Origin of the sequence: Streptomyces sp. NBC_01260, assembly GCF_036226405.1 — a bacterium.
GTDB classification, from domain to species: domain Bacteria; phylum Actinomycetota; class Actinomycetes; order Streptomycetales; family Streptomycetaceae; genus Streptomyces; species Streptomyces laculatispora.
In genome coordinates, this window is the sequence record NZ_CP108464.1 from 4,275,380 (window position 1) to 4,291,419 (window position 16,040).

The 16,040-nt window shown below is 72.0% G+C and carries 14 protein-coding genes; 11 read left to right on the top strand and 3 right to left on the bottom strand.

Annotated elements, in window-relative coordinates; all coding sequences use genetic code 11:
• Positions 1 to 72 precede the first annotated feature (72 nt).
• The 5 genes from OG322_RS19040 (at position 73) to OG322_RS19060 (ending at position 8,154) form a co-directional block, all read left to right on the top strand.
• Complete coding sequence (locus OG322_RS19040; RefSeq protein WP_329306718.1) at positions 73 to 2,142, top strand: endo-beta-N-acetylglucosaminidase; 2,070 nt, start codon at positions 73 to 75, stop codon at positions 2,140 to 2,142.
• A 40-nt stretch (positions 2,143 to 2,182) separates the two neighbouring features.
• Positions 2,183 to 5,212, top strand: a complete 3,030-nt coding sequence (locus OG322_RS19045) for an alpha-mannosidase (RefSeq protein WP_266411566.1) — start codon at positions 2,183 to 2,185, stop codon at positions 5,210 to 5,212.
• Positions 5,213 to 5,592: 380 nt separating this feature from the next.
• Positions 5,593 to 5,796, top strand: coding sequence for a cold-shock protein (locus OG322_RS19050; RefSeq protein WP_015609674.1), 204 nt, complete (start codon positions 5,593 to 5,595; stop codon positions 5,794 to 5,796).
• 432 nt (positions 5,797 to 6,228) lie between these two features.
• On the top strand, positions 6,229 to 7,791 hold the full coding sequence (locus tag OG322_RS19055; protein ID WP_329306719.1) for a DEAD/DEAH box helicase: 1,563 nt from the start codon (positions 6,229 to 6,231) through the stop codon (positions 7,789 to 7,791).
• A gap of 51 nt (positions 7,792 to 7,842) precedes the next feature.
• On the top strand, positions 7,843 to 8,154 hold the full coding sequence (locus tag OG322_RS19060; RefSeq protein WP_123460298.1) for an SCO5918 family protein: 312 nt from the start codon (positions 7,843 to 7,845) through the stop codon (positions 8,152 to 8,154).
• Positions 8,155 to 8,230: 76 nt separating this feature from the next.
• On the opposite strand, the gene crcB (OG322_RS19065) is transcribed toward OG322_RS19060, so the two are convergent.
• The 3 genes from crcB (OG322_RS19065) to crcB (OG322_RS19075) are packed head-to-tail and all read right to left on the bottom strand — an operon-like array spanning position 8,231 to position 9,365.
• A complete protein-coding gene (gene crcB, locus OG322_RS19065; RefSeq protein WP_123460297.1) occupies positions 8,231 to 8,605 on the bottom strand; it encodes a fluoride efflux transporter CrcB in 375 nt (124 codons plus the stop codon).
• Positions 8,602 to 8,952: a DUF190 domain-containing protein gene (locus OG322_RS19070; RefSeq protein ID WP_124284480.1), complete on the bottom strand. Its 351-nt coding sequence runs from the start codon at positions 8,950 to 8,952 to the stop codon at positions 8,602 to 8,604. The genes crcB (OG322_RS19065) and OG322_RS19070 overlap by 4 nt, the downstream gene beginning before the upstream one ends.
• Positions 8,949 to 9,365, bottom strand: coding sequence for a fluoride efflux transporter CrcB (gene crcB / locus OG322_RS19075; protein ID WP_123460295.1), 417 nt, complete (start codon positions 9,363 to 9,365; stop codon positions 8,949 to 8,951). Before crcB (OG322_RS19075) ends, OG322_RS19070 begins: the two co-directional genes overlap by 4 nt.
• 270 nt (positions 9,366 to 9,635) lie before the next feature.
• On the opposite strand from crcB (OG322_RS19075), the gene OG322_RS19080 reads away from it, so the two are divergent.
• The 6 genes from OG322_RS19080 (at position 9,636) to OG322_RS19105 (ending at position 16,038) form a co-directional block, all read left to right on the top strand.
• Entirely contained in the window at positions 9,636 to 10,379 is a 744-nt protein-coding gene (locus OG322_RS19080; protein ID WP_123460294.1) for a polyprenol monophosphomannose synthase, read from the top strand.
• Positions 10,380 to 10,446: 67 nt separating this feature from the next.
• A complete protein-coding gene (locus tag OG322_RS19085; RefSeq protein WP_266411569.1) occupies positions 10,447 to 11,190 on the top strand; it encodes a peptidoglycan recognition protein family protein in 744 nt (247 codons plus the stop codon).
• Between the two features lie 85 nt (positions 11,191 to 11,275).
• Positions 11,276 to 11,869: a GNAT family N-acetyltransferase gene (locus OG322_RS19090; RefSeq protein WP_123460292.1), complete on the top strand. Its 594-nt coding sequence runs from the start codon at positions 11,276 to 11,278 to the stop codon at positions 11,867 to 11,869.
• Positions 11,870 to 11,976: 107 nt separating this feature from the next.
• On the top strand, positions 11,977 to 14,187 hold the full coding sequence (locus tag OG322_RS19095; RefSeq protein ID WP_329306720.1) for an MMPL family transporter: 2,211 nt from the start codon (positions 11,977 to 11,979) through the stop codon (positions 14,185 to 14,187).
• Positions 14,188 to 14,192: 5 nt separating this feature from the next.
• Positions 14,193 to 15,380 (top strand): sensor histidine kinase, encoded by a 1,188-nt coding sequence (locus OG322_RS19100; RefSeq protein ID WP_123460290.1) that lies wholly within the window; start codon positions 14,193 to 14,195, stop codon positions 15,378 to 15,380.
• 1 nt (position 15,381) lies between these two features.
• Complete coding sequence (locus OG322_RS19105; protein WP_123460289.1) at positions 15,382 to 16,038, top strand: response regulator; 657 nt, start codon at positions 15,382 to 15,384, stop codon at positions 16,036 to 16,038.
• The last annotated feature ends 2 nt before the right edge of the window (positions 16,039 to 16,040 follow it).

The following is a 16,040-nucleotide window of genomic DNA, read 5'->3' on the forward strand; positions in this document are numbered from 1 at the left end:
GTCCGTGACCACCCCGCCCCCAACCGCCCCGCACAGCACCGGAATCGCACCTCACACGATACGGAGCGCACCATGAACCGGCCCCAGCCCCGCCCGGCCGCCCCCACCCGACGCACCGTGGTCCTCGCGGGCGCCGGAACGGCCGCCGCCCTCCTGGCCCCCGCCTCCGCGGGCTCCGCCGCGGCCGCCACCGGCGACCGGACCGGGGGCGCGCGGCAGCCGTACGCCTCCTACTGGTTCCCGGACTCACTGCCGGCCGGGGACCCCGGCGACGGTGTCACCTGGCGCAGCCTGAAGGCGTGGCGCCCCGAGAGCGACCCCGACCTGGCGTTCAACACCTCGGCCGTCCCGCTCGCGGAGCGTTTCACCCCCGTCCCGGTGAACACGACGGCCCGCACCGGCCAGGCACGGATCACCTCCCTGGTCGCCTTCGGGAACACCGCGGGCAACCCGTCCCAGGGCTCCGCCACCGCCGACACCTACGCCCTGAACCACTGGGCGTACATCGACGAACTCGTCTTCTGGGGCGGCTCGGCGGGCGAGGGGCTGATCCTCGCGCCCAACGCCCCGGTGGTGGACGCGGCGCACCGCAACGGCGTCCCGGTGCTCGGCACCGTGTTCCTGCCGCCCGTGCACCACGGCGGCGAGCTGCGCTGGACGCGCGACCTCGTGCAGCGCGACGGTGCCGGACGCTTCCCGCTGGCCGCGAAGCTCGTGGCGGCGGCGCTCGCGTACGGCTTCGACGGCTGGTTCATCAACGCGGAGACGGAGGGCGGGGACGCCGCGCTCGGCGCCGAGATGCTCGCCTTCGTCACCGACCTGCGGGCCCGCGGCGAGGCGGCGGGCCTGCGCATCACCTGGTACGACGCGATGACGGTGCGGGGCGAGGTCGGCTGGCAGGGCGCCCTCAACGCGCAGAACACGGCGCTGTTCGAGCAGGCGGACTCGATGTTCGTGGACTTCCGCTGGACCCCCGCGACGCTCGCCGCCTCCGGGAGGGCCGCCGAGGCCGTCGGCCGGAGCCGCTACGACCTGTGGGCGGGCGTCGACGTCGAATCGACCGGCTGGAACCGGTCCGTCGACTGGGACGCGATCATTCCGGCCGAGGGGCCGCACACCGTCAGTTACGGCTTCTACCGGCCGGAGTGGACCCTCAACCACCTCCCCGACGACCGCACCCCCGGCCAGTTCCACGCCGCCGACCAGCGGTTCTGGACCGGGCAGTCCCTCGACCCGGCCCGCCCCGACCGCGCCGGCGGCTGGCGGGCCCCCGCGACGGCGGTGGCCGACCGCTCGACCGTCGACCGCCTGCCGTTCGCCACCACGTTCAACACCGGCCACGGTCTGCGCTGGTACGAGGACGGCCGGGTCTCCTCGGACTCCGAGTGGAACCACCTCGGCCTCCAGGACCGGCTGCCCGGCCGCCGCTGGGTGGTCCGTACCGAGGGCCGCACCCCGTCCGTCGCCTTCGACTTCACCGACGCCTGGCGCGGTGGCAGCAGCCTGCTGGTCGACGGCGACCTGGACGCCCCCGCCACCGTCGAGCTGTACGGCACCCGGCTGCCGCTCACCCGGCGCACCGTCGTCGAGCTCACCCACCGGACCGACACGGAATCAGGACCGGTCACCGTCGAACTCGCCGTCGCCCTGCACGAGCCGGACCGGCCGGGGGACCCGATCGCGTACACCTGTGTCCCGGCGGGCGAACTCCGGGCGGGCGGCACCGGCTGGACCACCTCCACCCTCCGGCTGAACTCCCTCTCCGGGACCGTCCGCGCGCTGGGGGTGCGCCTCACGGCGGCCGGTCCGGTGCGCTGGCGGCTCGGAGCCCTGGCCGTACGGGACACGGCGCGGACCCCGTCCGCACCGGCCGGACTGCGCGTCACCGGCGCGTCCTCGGGAGCCGGCGGCACCGACCTGCGCTTCGGCTGGCACCGGGCCCCCGCCGCCCCGCGCCACTACGAGCTGCACCGGGTCCTGCCCGACGGCACCCGGCGCTTCCTCGGCGGCACCTGTGGAACCGCGTTCTTCGTGCCGGGCCTTCGGCGGGAACCGGGCGAGAAAAGCGCTCGTTTCCAGGTCAGGGCCGTCGGCGAGCTGTACACGACCTCCGGCGCCGCCTCCGTCGCGCACCGCTGGTAATCCACCCCACCCGCACCCCACCCATATCGGAGCCACCCTCATGCACGACGACCGCAGTCTGGTCGAAGCCCGTCTGAAGCGCGTCCTCGACGAGCGCATCCGGCCGGCCGTATACCCGGAATCCGTACCGCTGGACGTCGCCGTCTGGAACGCACCGGGCGAGCCCGTCCCGGTCGCCGAGGGGCTGGCCGGTGCCACCGAACCGATCGCGGTCGGCGACCGGTGGGGCGCCCCGTGGGGCACCTGCTGGTTCCGGGTCTCCGGGACGGTCCCCGAGGCCTGGGCGGGCCGGACCGTCGAGGCGCTGCTCGACCTCGGCTTCGACGAGAACATGCCGGGCTTCCAGTGCGAGGGCCTCGTCTACCGCCCCGACGGCACTCCGGTGAAGGGCCTCAACCCGCGCAACCAGTGGGTGCGCGTCGGCGCCCCCGCAGCCGGTGGCGAGGAGGTGCTGCTGCACATCGAGGCCGCGTCCAACCCGGTCATCCTCGACTACCACCCCTTCCTGCCGACCCGGCTGGGCGACAAGGAGACCGCGGGCAGCGAACCGCAGTACACCCTCGCCCGGATGGACCTCGCCCTCTTCGACGAGAACGTGTGGAACCTCGTCCAGGACCTGGAGGTGCTCGGTGAGCTGATGCAGGAGCTGCCGGTCGAGGGCGCCCGCCGCTGGGACATCCTGCGGGCCATCGGCCGCTCGCTCGACGCGGTCGACCTCCAGGACGTCAACGGCACCGCGGCCGCCGCCCGCGAGCAGCTCGCCGCCGTCCTCGCGACGCCCGCGCAGCCGTCCGCGCACCGCATCAGCGCCGTCGGCCACGCCCACATAGACTCGGCCTGGCTGTGGCCGCTGCGCGAGACGGTCCGCAAGGTCGCCCGTACGACGTCCAACATGACCGCCCTGCTGGAGGACGAGCCCGACTTCGTCTTCGCGATGTCGCAGGCCCAGCAGTTCGCCTGGATCAAGGAGCACCGCCCCGAGGTCTACGCCAAGGTCAAGCAGGCCGTGGCGGACGGGCGGTTCGTGCCGTCCGGCGGCATGTGGGTCGAGTCCGACACCAACATGCCCGGCTCCGAGGCGATGGCCCGCCAGTTCGTGCACGGCAAGCGCTTCTTCCTCGACGAGTTCGGCATCGAGAACGACGAGGCGTGGCTGCCCGACACCTTCGGCTTCGCGGCCGGACTGCCGCAGATCATCAAGGCCGCGGGCTCCAAGTGGCTCCTCACGCAGAAGATCTCGTGGAGCCAGACCAACAAGTTCCCGCACCACACCTTCCAGTGGGAGGGCATCGACGGCACCCGGATCTTCACGCACTTCCCGCCCGTCGACACCTACAACTGCTCCATGAAGGGCAGCGAGATCGCCCACGCGGCGAAGAACTTCAAGGACAAGGGAGTCGCGCGGCACTCCCTCGCGCCGACCGGCTGGGGCGACGGGGGCGGTGGCACCACCCGCGAGATGATCGCCAAGGCGGCCAGGATGCGCAGCCTCGAAGGCTCCGCGACGGTCACCTGGGAGACGCCCGCCGACTTCTTCACCAAGGCGGAGGCGGAGTACCCGAACGCACCGGTGTGGGTCGGCGAGCTCTACCTGGAGCTGCACCGCGCCACCCTGACCAGCCAGGCGAAGACGAAGCAGGGCAACCGCCGCAGCGAGCACCTGCTGCGGGAGGCCGAGCTGTGGGCCGCCACCGCCGCCGTGCGGACCGGCTCCGCCTACCCGTACGAGCAGTTGGACCGGATCTGGAAGACGGTGCTGCTGCACCAGTTCCACGACATCCTGCCCGGCTCGTCGATCGCCTGGGTGCACCGCGAGGCGGAGAAGACGTACGCGGCCGTCGCCGAGGAGCTGAACGGCATCGTCGACACCGCGCAGCGCGCGCTGGCCGGCGATACCGCGACGGGACGGACCCTGCTCTTCAACTCCGCCCCGCACGCCCGCGGCGGCGTCCCGGCCGGTGCGGCGACTGCCGTCACGGCCGCCGGCGGCGGCACGCTCGCACCGCGCGAGGGCGGCGGGTTCGTCCTGGACAACGGTCTGCTCCGGGTGGAGATCGACGCCCGCGGACTGGTCGTCTCGGCGTACGACATCGGTGCCGGGCGCGAGACGGTGGCCCCGGGCCAGGCCGCGAACCTGCTCCAGATCCACCCGGACTTCCCGAACATGTGGGACGCCTGGGACGTCGATGAGTTCTACCGCAACACCGTCACCGACCTGACGGACCTCGACGAGCTCACCCCCGTCCAGGAGGAGGGCGCCGTATCCGTACGGATCGTCCGCGGCTTCGGTGACTCGAAGGTCACCCAGCTGCTGACCCTCGCGCCGGGCGTCAAGCGGCTCGACATCGACACCGAGGTCGACTGGCACGAGACGGAGAAGTTCCTCAAGGCGGCGTTCCCGCTGGACATCCACGCCGAGCGGTACGCCTCCGAGACGCAGTTCGGGCACTTCTACCGGGCCACCCACACCAACACGAGCTGGGAGGCCGCCAAGTTCGAGGCCTGCAACCACCGCTTCGTCCACCTGGAGGAGCCGGGCTGGGGCGTGGCCCTGGTCAACGACTCGACGTACGGGCACGACGTGACCCGCACGGTCCGCGACAGCGACGCGGGCACGACCACCACCGTGCGGGTCTCCCTGCTGCGCGCCCCCCGCTTCCCCGACCCGGAGACCGACCAGGGCGTGCACCGCTTCCGGCACGCGCTCGCACCGGGTGCGGGGATCGGCGACGCGGTCCGTGAGGGCTTCCGCATCAACCTGCCGGAGCGCCGGGTGACGGGTGAGCGCGAGGTGGCTCCGCTGGTGACCGTCGACAACGACGCGGTCGTGGTCAGCGCGGTCAAGCTGGCGGACGACGCGAGCGGCGACCTCGTCGTACGGCTCTACGAGTCGACGGGCGGCCGCGCCGGGGTGCGGCTCGCGGCCGGTTTCGAGGCCGTCGGCGTGGCGGTGACCGACCTGCTGGAGCGGCCGCTGGCCGACGCGGTGGTGCCCGAGCTCGGTGACGGCGGTGTCCAGCTGTCGCTGCGGCCGTTCGAGCTGATCACGCTGAGGTTCGCGCGCGGCTGAGGCAGCGGTCGAACTGCCCGTAATCTCCCCCCTGGTCCTGAATCAGGGGGGAGGTCAGGGCGTCGGGAGCCGGAGCACTGCCCCGTGCGGCGGCGAATATCTACAGCGACAAGCACAGAATTTTACGCAATGTGCGATGAGGGTTTATGACACGCCGGGTGGAGTGTAATTACTTGCCGCGCCCGGCCGCTTTCATTGTGCTACTGTAGATCTCAGTTGCAGTTGTGGTTCCCAAAGACTCCAAGTGCTCTCCTCAGCTAAATGGGCTGGTGGGTGCACTTTTGTATTTCCGGTTCATTATCCGGATGGGGTAATCATCGCGGCGACGTGGGACTGGCACAGTGCGAGTCCCCGGGCTCTGCCCCAGAAGGAGATAGAACATGGCTACTGGCACCGTCAAGTGGTTCAACGCGGAAAAGGGCTTCGGCTTCATCGAGCAGGATGGTGGCGGCGCTGACGTCTTCGCCCACTACTCGAACATCGCCGCCAGCGGCTTCCGTGAGCTGCAGGAGGGCCAGAAGGTGAACTTCGACGTCACGCAGGGCCAGAAGGGCCCGCAGGCGGAGAACATCACCCCCGCGTGAACCTGATTGCTCCGGCGCTCACGCGCTGAGATGCTTTCGCGCAGCTGGGGCCCGCACCTTGGGGTGCGGGCCCCAGCTCGTTGCTTTTCCGGGCCCACCCCCGAGCGATGCCGTGCCGGTGCACCACCGCCACGAGCTGCCGGGCAGGCGCCCAGAACCACGATCTTCACCGTGTGGCGGACGATCCGCCATGGCTCCCGGACCGGAACACCGGCCCGCCGGAGCCCCGTGACGTGACCTGCAGGACCGCTCCGCGGGCCCGCTCGCCGCGTCATTGCGAAGCACCGGACCCGGTTCGGCCGGGCCCGTATCGGCTCAAGACCGGCTGCCGGGCTTCGTTCACGTATGCCAACGGCCCGTTCTTGCGATTCTTGTGCCGCTCGTCGCCGCAATGAATTCCTCGATACGCGCCATATCGAGGAAGGGTTCTGTATGAACCGCGACCGCACAGCTCGCTCAAATGACCGTTATTCCCGCACTTCCGGCGGCTCCCGTTCGGGCGGCGGCTTCCGCTCGCAGGCCCCGGGCCGCCAGGGCGGCCAGGGCCGCTTCGGCGCCCCGGCCCAGCGTTCGGGTGGCGGCGGTGGCTACGGCCGCCGGCCCGCCGCCAAGCAGGGCGAGTTCGCACTGCCGCAGACCATCACCCCGGCGCTGCCCGCCGTGGAGGCCTTCGCCGATCTGGACATGCCCGCGCCGCTGCTGTCGGCGCTCGCCACCGAGGGCGTCACGGTACCGTTCCCGATCCAGGCGGCCACGCTGCCGAACTCGCTGGCCGGCCGTGACGTACTGGGCCGCGGCCGTACCGGGTCGGGCAAGACGCTCGCCTTCGGTCTGGCCCTGCTGGCCCGTATCGAAGGCCGTCGCGCCGACGCCCGCCGCCCGCTGGCCCTGGTGCTCGTCCCCACCCGGGAACTGGCCCAGCAGGTCACCGACGCGCTCACCCCGTACGCCCGCTCGCTCAAGCTGCGGTTGGCCACGGTCGTCGGCGGCATGTCGATCGGCCGTCAGTCGGCCGCGCTGCGCGGCGGCTCCGAGGTCGTCGTCGCCACTCCGGGCCGGCTGAAGGACCTGATCGAGCGCGGCGACTGCTCGCTGGACCGGGTCTCCATCACCGTCCTGGACGAGGCCGACCAGATGGCCGACATGGGCTTCATGCCGCAGGTCACCGAGCTGCTCGACCAGGTGCAGGCGGAGGGCCAGCGGATGCTGTTCTCGGCCACCCTGGACCGCAACGTCGACCTGCTGGTGCGCCGCTACCTGCACGACCCGGTCGTCCACTCGGTCGACCCCGCCGCCGGTGCGGTGACGACGATGGAGCACCACGTGCTCTACGTCCACGGCGCTGACAAGTACGCCACCACGACGGAGATCGCCGCTCGCGACGGCCGCGTGATCATGTTCCTGGACACCAAGCACGCCGTGGACAAGCTCACCGACCACCTGCTCAACAGCGGGGTCCGGGCGGCGGCGCTGCACGGCGGGAAGTCGCAGCCGCAGCGCACCCGCACCCTGACCCGGTTCAAGACCGGGCACGTCACGGTGCTGGTCGCCACCAATGTCGCGGCCCGCGGCATCCACGTCGACAACCTCGACCTGGTGGTCAACGTCGACCCGCCGAGTGACCACAAGGACTACCTGCACCGCGGCGGCCGTACCGCCCGTGCCGGGGAGTCCGGCAGTGTCGTCACGCTGGTGCTGCCCAACCAGCGCCGCGAGATGACGCGCCTGATGGCCGACGCCGGGATCACCCCGCAGATCGCCCAGGTCCGTTCCGGCGAGGCCGAGCTGAGCCGGATCACCGGTGCGCAGGCGCCCTCGGGCGTGCCCGTCGTCATCACCTCGCCGGTGTCGGAGCGGCCCAAGGGCGGGTCCTCGTCCCGTGGCCGGCGCAGCCGTCCGGCCCAGGCCCGGCGCACCTCGTCGTCCTCGTCGTCGTCCTCCCAGTCGCGGGGCGGCGGTGCGCAGCGCCGGTCCTCCGGCAACCGTGCAGCCTGACCGATACCCGCGTTCCCGTCCGGTTCCGCTCCCCGACCCCGTTGAGGCACTATGCGCTGCGTCATCGCCCGCTTCCCCTTCGACCTTTTCAAGCACGAGGTCGAGGCATCGATGAAGGGCATCAAGCCCGAACCCGTCACCGGGGATTCGGTGATCATCAGCCGTCGTGTCTACCCGGTCAAGCAGGTGGGTGAAGTGATCACCCGGCAGGACCGCCGCGACTTCACGGCCGGTGAGGTGACCAGGGCGCTGGGGCGTCTCGGCTTCACCTGCCGGTCCGTACCGGCGCCGTCCGCTCCGGTGGAGCTGAGCCCCATGGAGGCCGCTTCGGCCGCGCTGGGGACCCCCGGACAGGACGCCTGAACCACCGCACCACCCGCCGAGGCCCGGCTCCTCCGAGGGGGAGCCGGGCCTCGGCGCGTCGTGCGTCCTGCGGCGGTCAGCCCCAGAGCGCCTCGGCGAGCGTGATGCCGGCGAACACCGCGCCCAGCCCCGCCACGACGCTCGCGGCCACATTGGCGGCCGCGTAGAACCGCGCGCCGTCCTCGGCCAGTCGCAGGGTCTCGTAGCTGAAGGTCGAGTACGTGCTCAGCGCCCCGCAGAGCCCGGTACCGAGCAGCAGCTGGACGTGCGAGGAGGCGGCGCCGGCGGTCACCGCGCCGGTCAGCAGCCCCAGCACCAGGCAGCCCGTCACGTTCACCGTGAACGTCCCCCACGGGAAGACGGAGTCGTGCCGGGACTGCACCGCGCGGTCGGTCAGGTACCGCAGCGGGGCGCCGACCGCGGCGCCGGCGATCACCAGCAGCCAGTTCACCGGGCTTCCTCCGCCTCGCCCCAACGCACCAGCTCGCAGGCGTCCAGGACGAGCGGGCCGGTGCCGATCAGCTCCTTGACCAGCGGCAGGAAGGCGCGCACCTTCTCCTCGGTGTCCACGATCACCACCGCCACCGGCAGGTCCTCGCTCAGCGAGAGCAGCCGCTGGGTGTGGATCACCGACGAGGCACCGAATCCCTCGATGCCGCGGAACACGCTGGCGCCCGCCAGTCCCGCCGCGTGCGCCCGGTGCACGATCTCGGTGTAGACCGGCCGGTGGTGCCAGCCGTCGGACTCCCCGACCAGGACGGTCAGGCGCAGGGCACGTTCGGTCCTCGGTGTCTTCATGACTGCCTCCACGCCAGCACGCGGCGTGTCAGCCACACCGCGCTCCACACCGCCGCGAGGGCCGCGAACAGTGTCAGTCCCAGATACACCAGGCCGCTGCGGGCCCGGCCCGCGTCGACGAGGCGCTCGATGTCCACGGCGTAGGTGGAGAAGGTGGTGAACCCGCCCAGCACCCCGGTACCGAAGAACGGCCGCACCAGCCGGTGGGCCGTCCATACCTCGCTGATCACCACCATGAACACGCCGATCGCCGCGCACCCGATGACGTTCACGACGAGGGTCGTCCAAGGGAACCCGCCCGTCGCCGTGGGCCACAGCAGCGACGCCCCGTAGCGCGCGCAGGCACCGGCCGCACCGCCGAGCGCGATCGCCGCGACGACCGGGGCCTGGGGGTTCAGGGGCTTGTCGGGCACACCTCTCCTACCTGCCGGGGCGCCCGCCGGACGCGGGCGTGCTCGTACGCAAGTAGGGACCGTTGGCGGCGCGATCGCGCCGCGGTTCGGGTACGGCGGGCCCCACCGCCGCGCAGCGGCCGTCTCCGGCCCCGCTTTCTCCAGATTATCGCGTGGGCCGTGCGGGGGCGTGCCGGGCCTCGTGCGGCTCCGGAGCGCGAAGAACCCCGGTGTTAGGCTCGCGCGGCCGTCCGCGCCGATCGCGGTGTCACGAGGGACCGACACGAGGGAATGGCCGTGGCTCAGACGCCTGTGAGGATCGTGGTGGTCGTACCCACCTATGACGAGCGGACGAACCTGCCGGTCCTCGTCGGCCTGCTGATGGACCTGGGCCTGCCCGGCCTGCACGTTCTCGTGGTGGACGACAACTCGCCGGACGGCACGGGCGAGGTGGCGGACCGGCTCGCGGCGGAGACCGGGGGCGTCGTGGGGGTGCTGCACCGGACGGAGAAGGACGGAATCGGCCGGGCCTATGTGGCGGGGATGGCGCGGGCGCTCGCCGAGGGCGCGGACGTGGTGATCCAGATGGACGCCGACCTCTCCCATCCGGTGTCCAGGGTGCCGGTCATGGTCGACACGCTGTTCGCCGAGGACGCCGCGGTGGTGATCGGATCGCGCTATGTGGAGGGCGGTTCGCTCGCGACGGAGTGGCCCCGGCACCGCAAGGCGCTGTCCGCGTGGGCGAATTTCTACGTCAACGCGATTCTGCGGCTCGGGGTGAAGGACGCCACCGCCGGGTTCAAGGCGTGGCGGGCCTCGGCGCTGAAGGCGATCGACGTCCCGTCGGTGCGCAGCAACGGGTACTCGTTCCAGGTGGAGATGAACCACCGCGCGGTCCGGCGCGGGCTGCGGATCGTCGAGGTCCCGATCCGGTTCGAGGAGCGGGTCAGCGGTGAGTCGAAGCTCGGTCTGCGGGTGCAGATCGAGTCCGCGATCGCCCCGTGGAAGCTGCTCCTCGGCCGGAACAGGGACTGACCCCCGGCCGTTCACCCGATCGGCCACCGCATCTGCGGGCCCGGAGGCGAGGCCGCAGGGTGGTCCCATGTGGCCCCATCGACTCGCGCTGGGCGCCGCGGTCCTCCCGCTCACCCTGCTGGCGCTGCGGGACGCCCCGGTGCGGCCGGTGCTGCCCGCACCGGCCGCCGCCGCCCACGAGCGGCCGCGCCCGGTGCCGCGCGGGGCGCCGCAGCCGGCCGTCGTCAGCCGGGCGGCCTGGCGTGCGGACGAGCGCATGGTCAGGGAGCCGGCGGACTACACGGGCGCCGTGCGGGCGGTCTTCATCCATCACACGGGGGAGTCCAGCGACTACGACTGCGCGGACGTGCCGCGGATGCTGCGGGCGGTGGAGGAGGCCCACATAAAGGGCAACGGCTGGGACGACATCGGCTACAACTTCCTCGTCGACCGGTGCGGGACGATCTACGAGGGCCGGGCGGGCGGCATCCGGCGTTCGGTCCGCGGCGCGCACACCACGGGCTTCAACGCCGACAGCGTGGGCATCGCGGTGCTGGGCGACTACGGGCGCGGGGCCACGGTGCCGCCGGTCCTCCTGCGGGCCCTCGCGAAGGTGGCCGCGTGGAAGCTGGTGCCGGGCGCCGATCCGCGTGGCACGGTGCGGCTGGTCTCGACGAGCGACGCGAGCAGGTTCCCGAAGGGCACGGTCGCCGTGCTGCACGCCGTATCGGGCCACCGAGACGCGTACCGGACCAACTGTCCGGGCGAGGCGCTGTACGCCGAACTGCCCGCGATCCGGGCCGCGGCGGCGGCTCTGCGCAAGGCAAGGTGAACGGCCGCGGCCGCTCCCGTCCCGGAACTATTGCGCTAGTGCATATTCGCTTTCTGCCTAGTTCGTAATGGGCTAGGGTGCCGTCATGCCTGCCACGCACCCGCTTCCCGTAACCCTGACCGGCCGCCACGTCCGCCTGGAACCACTCTCCCCGGACCACCTCGACGGCCTCTTCGCCGCGGGCGGCCGCGACGACGAGGTCTGGCGCTGGCAGGGCGGACCGACCCCCCGGACCAGGGAGGAACTCGGCGAGAAGCTGACGGCCCTGCTCGCGGACGCACGGCGTGGCGTGTACGTCCCGTTCGCCGTCATCCACCGCGCGAGCGGCCAGGCCGTCGGCTGGACCACGTACCTGGACGTCGACGTGGCCAACGAGCGCCTGGAGATCGGCTGGACCTGGTACGGCCGTGCGCACTGGCGGTCGGCGGTCAACACCGAGAGCAAGCTGCTCCTGCTCACCCACGCGTTCGAGGAACTGGGCATGGGACGCGTGCAGTTGAAGACCGACCACCTCAACGAGCGCTCCCAGGCGGCGATCGCGCGCCTCGGTGCCCGGCGCGAAGGAGTGCTGCGGCGCCATCGCCGCCGCCACGACGGCAGCTGGCGCGACACGGTCTACTTCTCGTTGCTCGCCGACGAATGGCCCGAGGCGAAGGCCCGGCTCGACGCCCGGCTCTGACCGCGTACGGGGGCAGGCCCCCGGTGCGTTGTCCACCGACCGGTGGACAACGGGTTCCACCGGCCGGGGCTGCCGGGCGCAGGGCCCCGCGGACCAGCATGTAACGCATGAGAATGCGACCCGTACGTATGGCCCGCTGGAGCGCGCGGCACCCGTGGAAAGCGATCGTCGGCTGGTTCGTCTTCGTGCTGCTGTGCCTCGGCGCGGGCATCACCGCAGGCGGCAACCCGGCCACCACCGAGGACTTCTGGGTCGGTGAGGCCGGCCACGCCGAGTCGATGGCCACCGACGGCGGCCTCCAGCGCCGGCCCACCGAGCACATCCTGATCCGGGCCGCGTCCGGCCCCCTGGACACCGCGAAGGCCACCGCCGCGGCCCGCGATGTCACCGCCCGGATGAGCGCGCTCCCCGAGGTGGCGGAGGTGGCGCCCCCGGTCCGCTCGAAGGACGGCACGGCCCTGCGGGTGGCCGTGGTCATGAAGGGCGCCGAACTGGACGCCAGGAAGAACGTCGTCCCGCTCCTCGACGCGAGCGCGAAGGTGGCCGCCGGCTACCCGGAGCTGATCGTGGAGGAGACCGGTTCACCCGCCATCTCCAAGGGTGTCAACGACCAGCGCGGCAAGGACCTCACGCTCTCGGAGCGCCTCACCCTGCCGGTCACACTCGTCATCCTGCTGATCGTCTTCGGCTCGGTGGTCATGGCCGGAGTGCCGCTGCTGCTGGCACTCTCCTCGATCGCCGCGACGATGGGCCTGGCCATGCTGGCCTCGCACCTGATGCCCGACCCCGGCGTCGGGACCAACATGATCCTGCTCATCGGACTCGCGGTGGGCGTCGACTACACGCTCTTCTACCTCAAGCGCGAACGCGAGGAGCGGGCCCGCGCGGCGGGACGGCTCGGTCCCGAGGCGCTCGTGGAGCTCGCGGCGGCCACGGCGGGCCGCGCCATCGTGGTCTCCGGCCTCGCGGTGATCGTCTCCACCGCCACCCTCTACCTCGCCACGGACGTCATCTTCTCCTCGCTGGCGACCGGCACCATCCTGGTCGTCGCCGTGGCCGTGATCAGCTCGCTCACCGTGCTGCCCGCCCTGCTGGTGAAGCTCGGACACCGCGCCGAACGCCGCGCCGCCAAGAAGGCCGCCCGGCGCGCGAAGCGCGGCGCACTCGGCGTGACGAAGCCCGCGAAGCCCGAGAACGGGCGGCTGTTCGACGCCCTCATGCGGCCCGCGCAGCGCCACCCCGGGATCACCCTGTGCGTGTCCGTGCTGGTCATGCTCGCCGTGGCGGCGCCCGCCCTGGGCCTCAAGCTCATCGACCCGGGCAAGGACACCTTCTCCCGCGCCATCCCGGCCATGCGGGTCTATGACCGGCTGACCGCCGCGTACCCCGAACTCCTGGTCAAGCACGAGGTCGTGGCCCGCTCCGCCCCCGGCCGGGCACCCGAGGTCAGGCAGGCGCTGACGGAGCTCGGGCGGCGGGCCCAGGCGGACCCGCTCTTCGCGCGGAACGCCGAGCCGGTGCTGCGGACCTCCGCCGACGGCCGGATCAGCGTGCTGGAGCTGGGGGTGCCGTACCCGGCGCCCTCCGACGAGGCGATCGTGTCACTGGGACACCTCCGGGACCGGTACATTCCGTCCACCGTCGGTGAGTTGACGGGCGTGGAGACGGCCGTGAGCGGTGATGTGGCCCGCGGCCAGGACTATGTGCACCACGAGCGGAACAAACTGCCGCTCGTCGTCGGCTTCCTGCTGCTGCTGACCTTCGCGACGACGGCGGTGGCCTTCCGCTCCGCGGTCGTCGGCCTGATCGGCGTGGTGCTGAACCTGCTGTCGGCGGCGGCCGCGCTCGGCGCGCTCGTGCTGGTCTTCCAGGGCACCTGGGCGGAGAACCTGCTGGACTTCGACTCCCTCGGCGCGATCGCCTCCAGGGTGCCGCTCTTCCTCTTCGTGATCCTCTTCGGTCTGTCGATGGACTACCAGGTCTTCGTCGTCAGCCGGATCAAGGAGGCCATGGAGCACGGGATGCCGGCCCGCGAGGCGGTGCTCGACGGCATCGCCCGGTCCGCGAAGGTGGTCACGAGCGCGGCGCTGGTCATGGTCACCGTGTTCGCGGCCTTCGTCTTCCTGCACCTCACCGAGATGAAGCAGATGGGCTTCTGCCTGGCGGTGGCGGTGCTGCTGGACGCCGTGGTCATCCGGATGATGATCCTGCCCTCCGCACTGCTGCTCCTGGGCGAGCGCGCCTGGCGCCCGCTGCGCCCCTCACGGCGAACGAGGAGCACCGCCCCGGCCGCCCCCGCGCTCCCGCACGTAATCTGACGGGCATGCTTCAACGGCCGCAGCGCGGCGATCCGTTCTGGATCTGGGTGCTCCACGGGTGGGAGGCGCTCTCCTGGGCGCTGATCGCCCTGGTCACCCTGATCACCCTGCTGGGCGGCACGCCCCCGGGGCGGAAGCTCGGGCTGCTCGCGCTGATGGCCGTGCTCGCCCTCTGCTGGGCGCTGGTGCGCAGGCGCCCCGGCAACCCGGTGCTGAGCCCGTACGGCTATCTGTGCGTGCTCGTCGTGGTGCTGGGCGGTGTCTCGTGCCTCGGGGACGGCTTCGGGGTGTTCTACACGGTGACGCTCGCGCAGTTCATCGTCTTCGCCGACAGTCCGAGGGGCGCGGTCCTCCTCACCGGCCTCGGCGCCCTGGCGATCACGGTCGGCGGCAGCCTGCGGGAGGGCGGGCGGGCCGATGTCTTCCTTACCAACACCATCTCCTCCCTCGCTGTCTGGGCCGTCGCCGTCGTGATGGCGGTACTGACTCCCAGGGCGCTGGCACAGCGCGACGAACGGGCCGCTCTGCGAGCCGAGTTGAAGAGCACCCAGGTCGAACTGGCCGAGGTGTACCAGCGCCAGGGCGCCGCCGAGGAGCGCGAGCGGCTCGCCCGGGAGATCCACGACACCCTCGCCCAGGGCTTCGCCTCCATCATCGTGCTGGCGGAGGCGGCCAGGTCCCAGCTGGCCGTGGACACCGACCGCAGCGCCCAGCAGCTCCAGTCCATCGAGCAGACGGCCCGGGAGAACCTCGCCGAGGCCCGGGTCCTGGTCGGCGCCGCCCCCAGCAGCGGTGTGGCGGCCGGATCGGTCGCCACGACGCTCCGCCGCACCCTGGACCGTTTCACCGAGGACACCGGCCTCACGGTCACGGCGGAACTGGCGGACGTCGAGTGCGACCAGCCGACCCGGATCGCCCTGCTGCGGTGCACCCAGGAGTCGCTGGCCAACATACGCAAGCACGCCGCGGCTTCCACCGTGGGCGTCGTCCTGGCCCGGCAGCCCGACGGCGTGGAGCTGGAGATCACCGACGACGGCCGCGGGTTCGTCGTCGAGGACTCCCACGGCTTCGGGCTGGACGGCATGAGACGGCGCCTCGCGGAGTTCGGCGGCGGTCTCACCGTCACCAGCTCGGTCGGTGACGGCACCCGCATCCTCGCCACGATCCCTCTGAGCGACAGGTCCCAGGTGTGACATGACATCCGACCCCGCGGCAGAAGCCGCCCCGCTGCGCATCATCCTGGCCGACGACCACACGGTGATGCGCGCCGGTCTGGTCGCCCTGCTGGGCTCCGAACCCAGCGTCGACATCGTCGGGGAGGCGGGCGACGGGCGGGAGGCCGTCCGCCTCGTCGAGCGGCTCCGGCCGGACGTGGCCCTGCTCGACCTGCGCATGCCGGTCCTGGACGGGGTGGGCGCGACCACGGAGATCGCCGCGGGTCCCACGGGCACCCGCGTCCTGATCCTGACTACGTACGAGACCGACGCGGACATCGAACGCGGCGTGGAGGCGGGCGCCACCGGTTACCTGCTCAAGGACGCCACCCGCGAACAGCTCGTCGACGCCATCCACGCGGCCTCCCGCGGCGAGACGGTGCTGGCCCCCCGGGTCGCCCAGCGGCTGGTGGCCAGGATGCGCCGGCCGGTGCCCGTCACGCTGACCGCCCGCGAGGCCGAGGTGCTGGACGCGGTCGCCGACGGACTGTCCAACGGGGAGATCGGCCGGCGGCTGTTCATCGGTGAGGCCACGGTGAAGACCCATCTGCTGCGGATCTTCGCCAAGCTCGACGTCAACGACCGTACGCGTGCGGTGGTCGTCGCGATGAACGGCGGTCTGCTGCAACGGCGTTAGGG

What these genes read in the sequence shown, in the direction of transcription:
- OG322_RS19100 (WP_123460290.1), top strand. Translation starts at nt 14,193, where the DNA reads ATGCTTCAACGGCCGCAGCGCGGCGATCCGTTCTGGATCTGGGTGCTC.
- OG322_RS19055 (WP_329306719.1), top strand. Translation starts at nt 6,229, where the DNA reads ATGAACCGCGACCGCACAGCTCGCTCAAATGACCGTTATTCCCGCACT.
- OG322_RS19045 (WP_266411566.1), top strand. Translation starts at nt 2,183, where the DNA reads ATGCACGACGACCGCAGTCTGGTCGAAGCCCGTCTGAAGCGCGTCCTC.
- OG322_RS19085 (WP_266411569.1), top strand. Translation starts at nt 10,447, where the DNA reads ATGTGGCCCCATCGACTCGCGCTGGGCGCCGCGGTCCTCCCGCTCACC.
- OG322_RS19080 (WP_123460294.1), top strand. Translation starts at nt 9,636, where the DNA reads ATGGCCGTGGCTCAGACGCCTGTGAGGATCGTGGTGGTCGTACCCACC.
- OG322_RS19070 (WP_124284480.1), bottom strand. Translation starts at nt 8,952, where the DNA reads ATGAAGACACCGAGGACCGAACGTGCCCTGCGCCTGACCGTCCTGGTC.
- OG322_RS19095 (WP_329306720.1), top strand. Translation starts at nt 11,977, where the DNA reads ATGAGAATGCGACCCGTACGTATGGCCCGCTGGAGCGCGCGGCACCCG.
- OG322_RS19050 (WP_015609674.1), top strand. Translation starts at nt 5,593, where the DNA reads ATGGCTACTGGCACCGTCAAGTGGTTCAACGCGGAAAAGGGCTTCGGC.
- OG322_RS19105 (WP_123460289.1), top strand. Translation starts at nt 15,382, where the DNA reads ATGACATCCGACCCCGCGGCAGAAGCCGCCCCGCTGCGCATCATCCTG.
- OG322_RS19090 (WP_123460292.1), top strand. Translation starts at nt 11,276, where the DNA reads ATGCCTGCCACGCACCCGCTTCCCGTAACCCTGACCGGCCGCCACGTC.
- OG322_RS19040 (WP_329306718.1), top strand. Translation starts at nt 73, where the DNA reads ATGAACCGGCCCCAGCCCCGCCCGGCCGCCCCCACCCGACGCACCGTG.
- OG322_RS19060 (WP_123460298.1), top strand. Translation starts at nt 7,843, where the DNA reads ATGCGCTGCGTCATCGCCCGCTTCCCCTTCGACCTTTTCAAGCACGAG.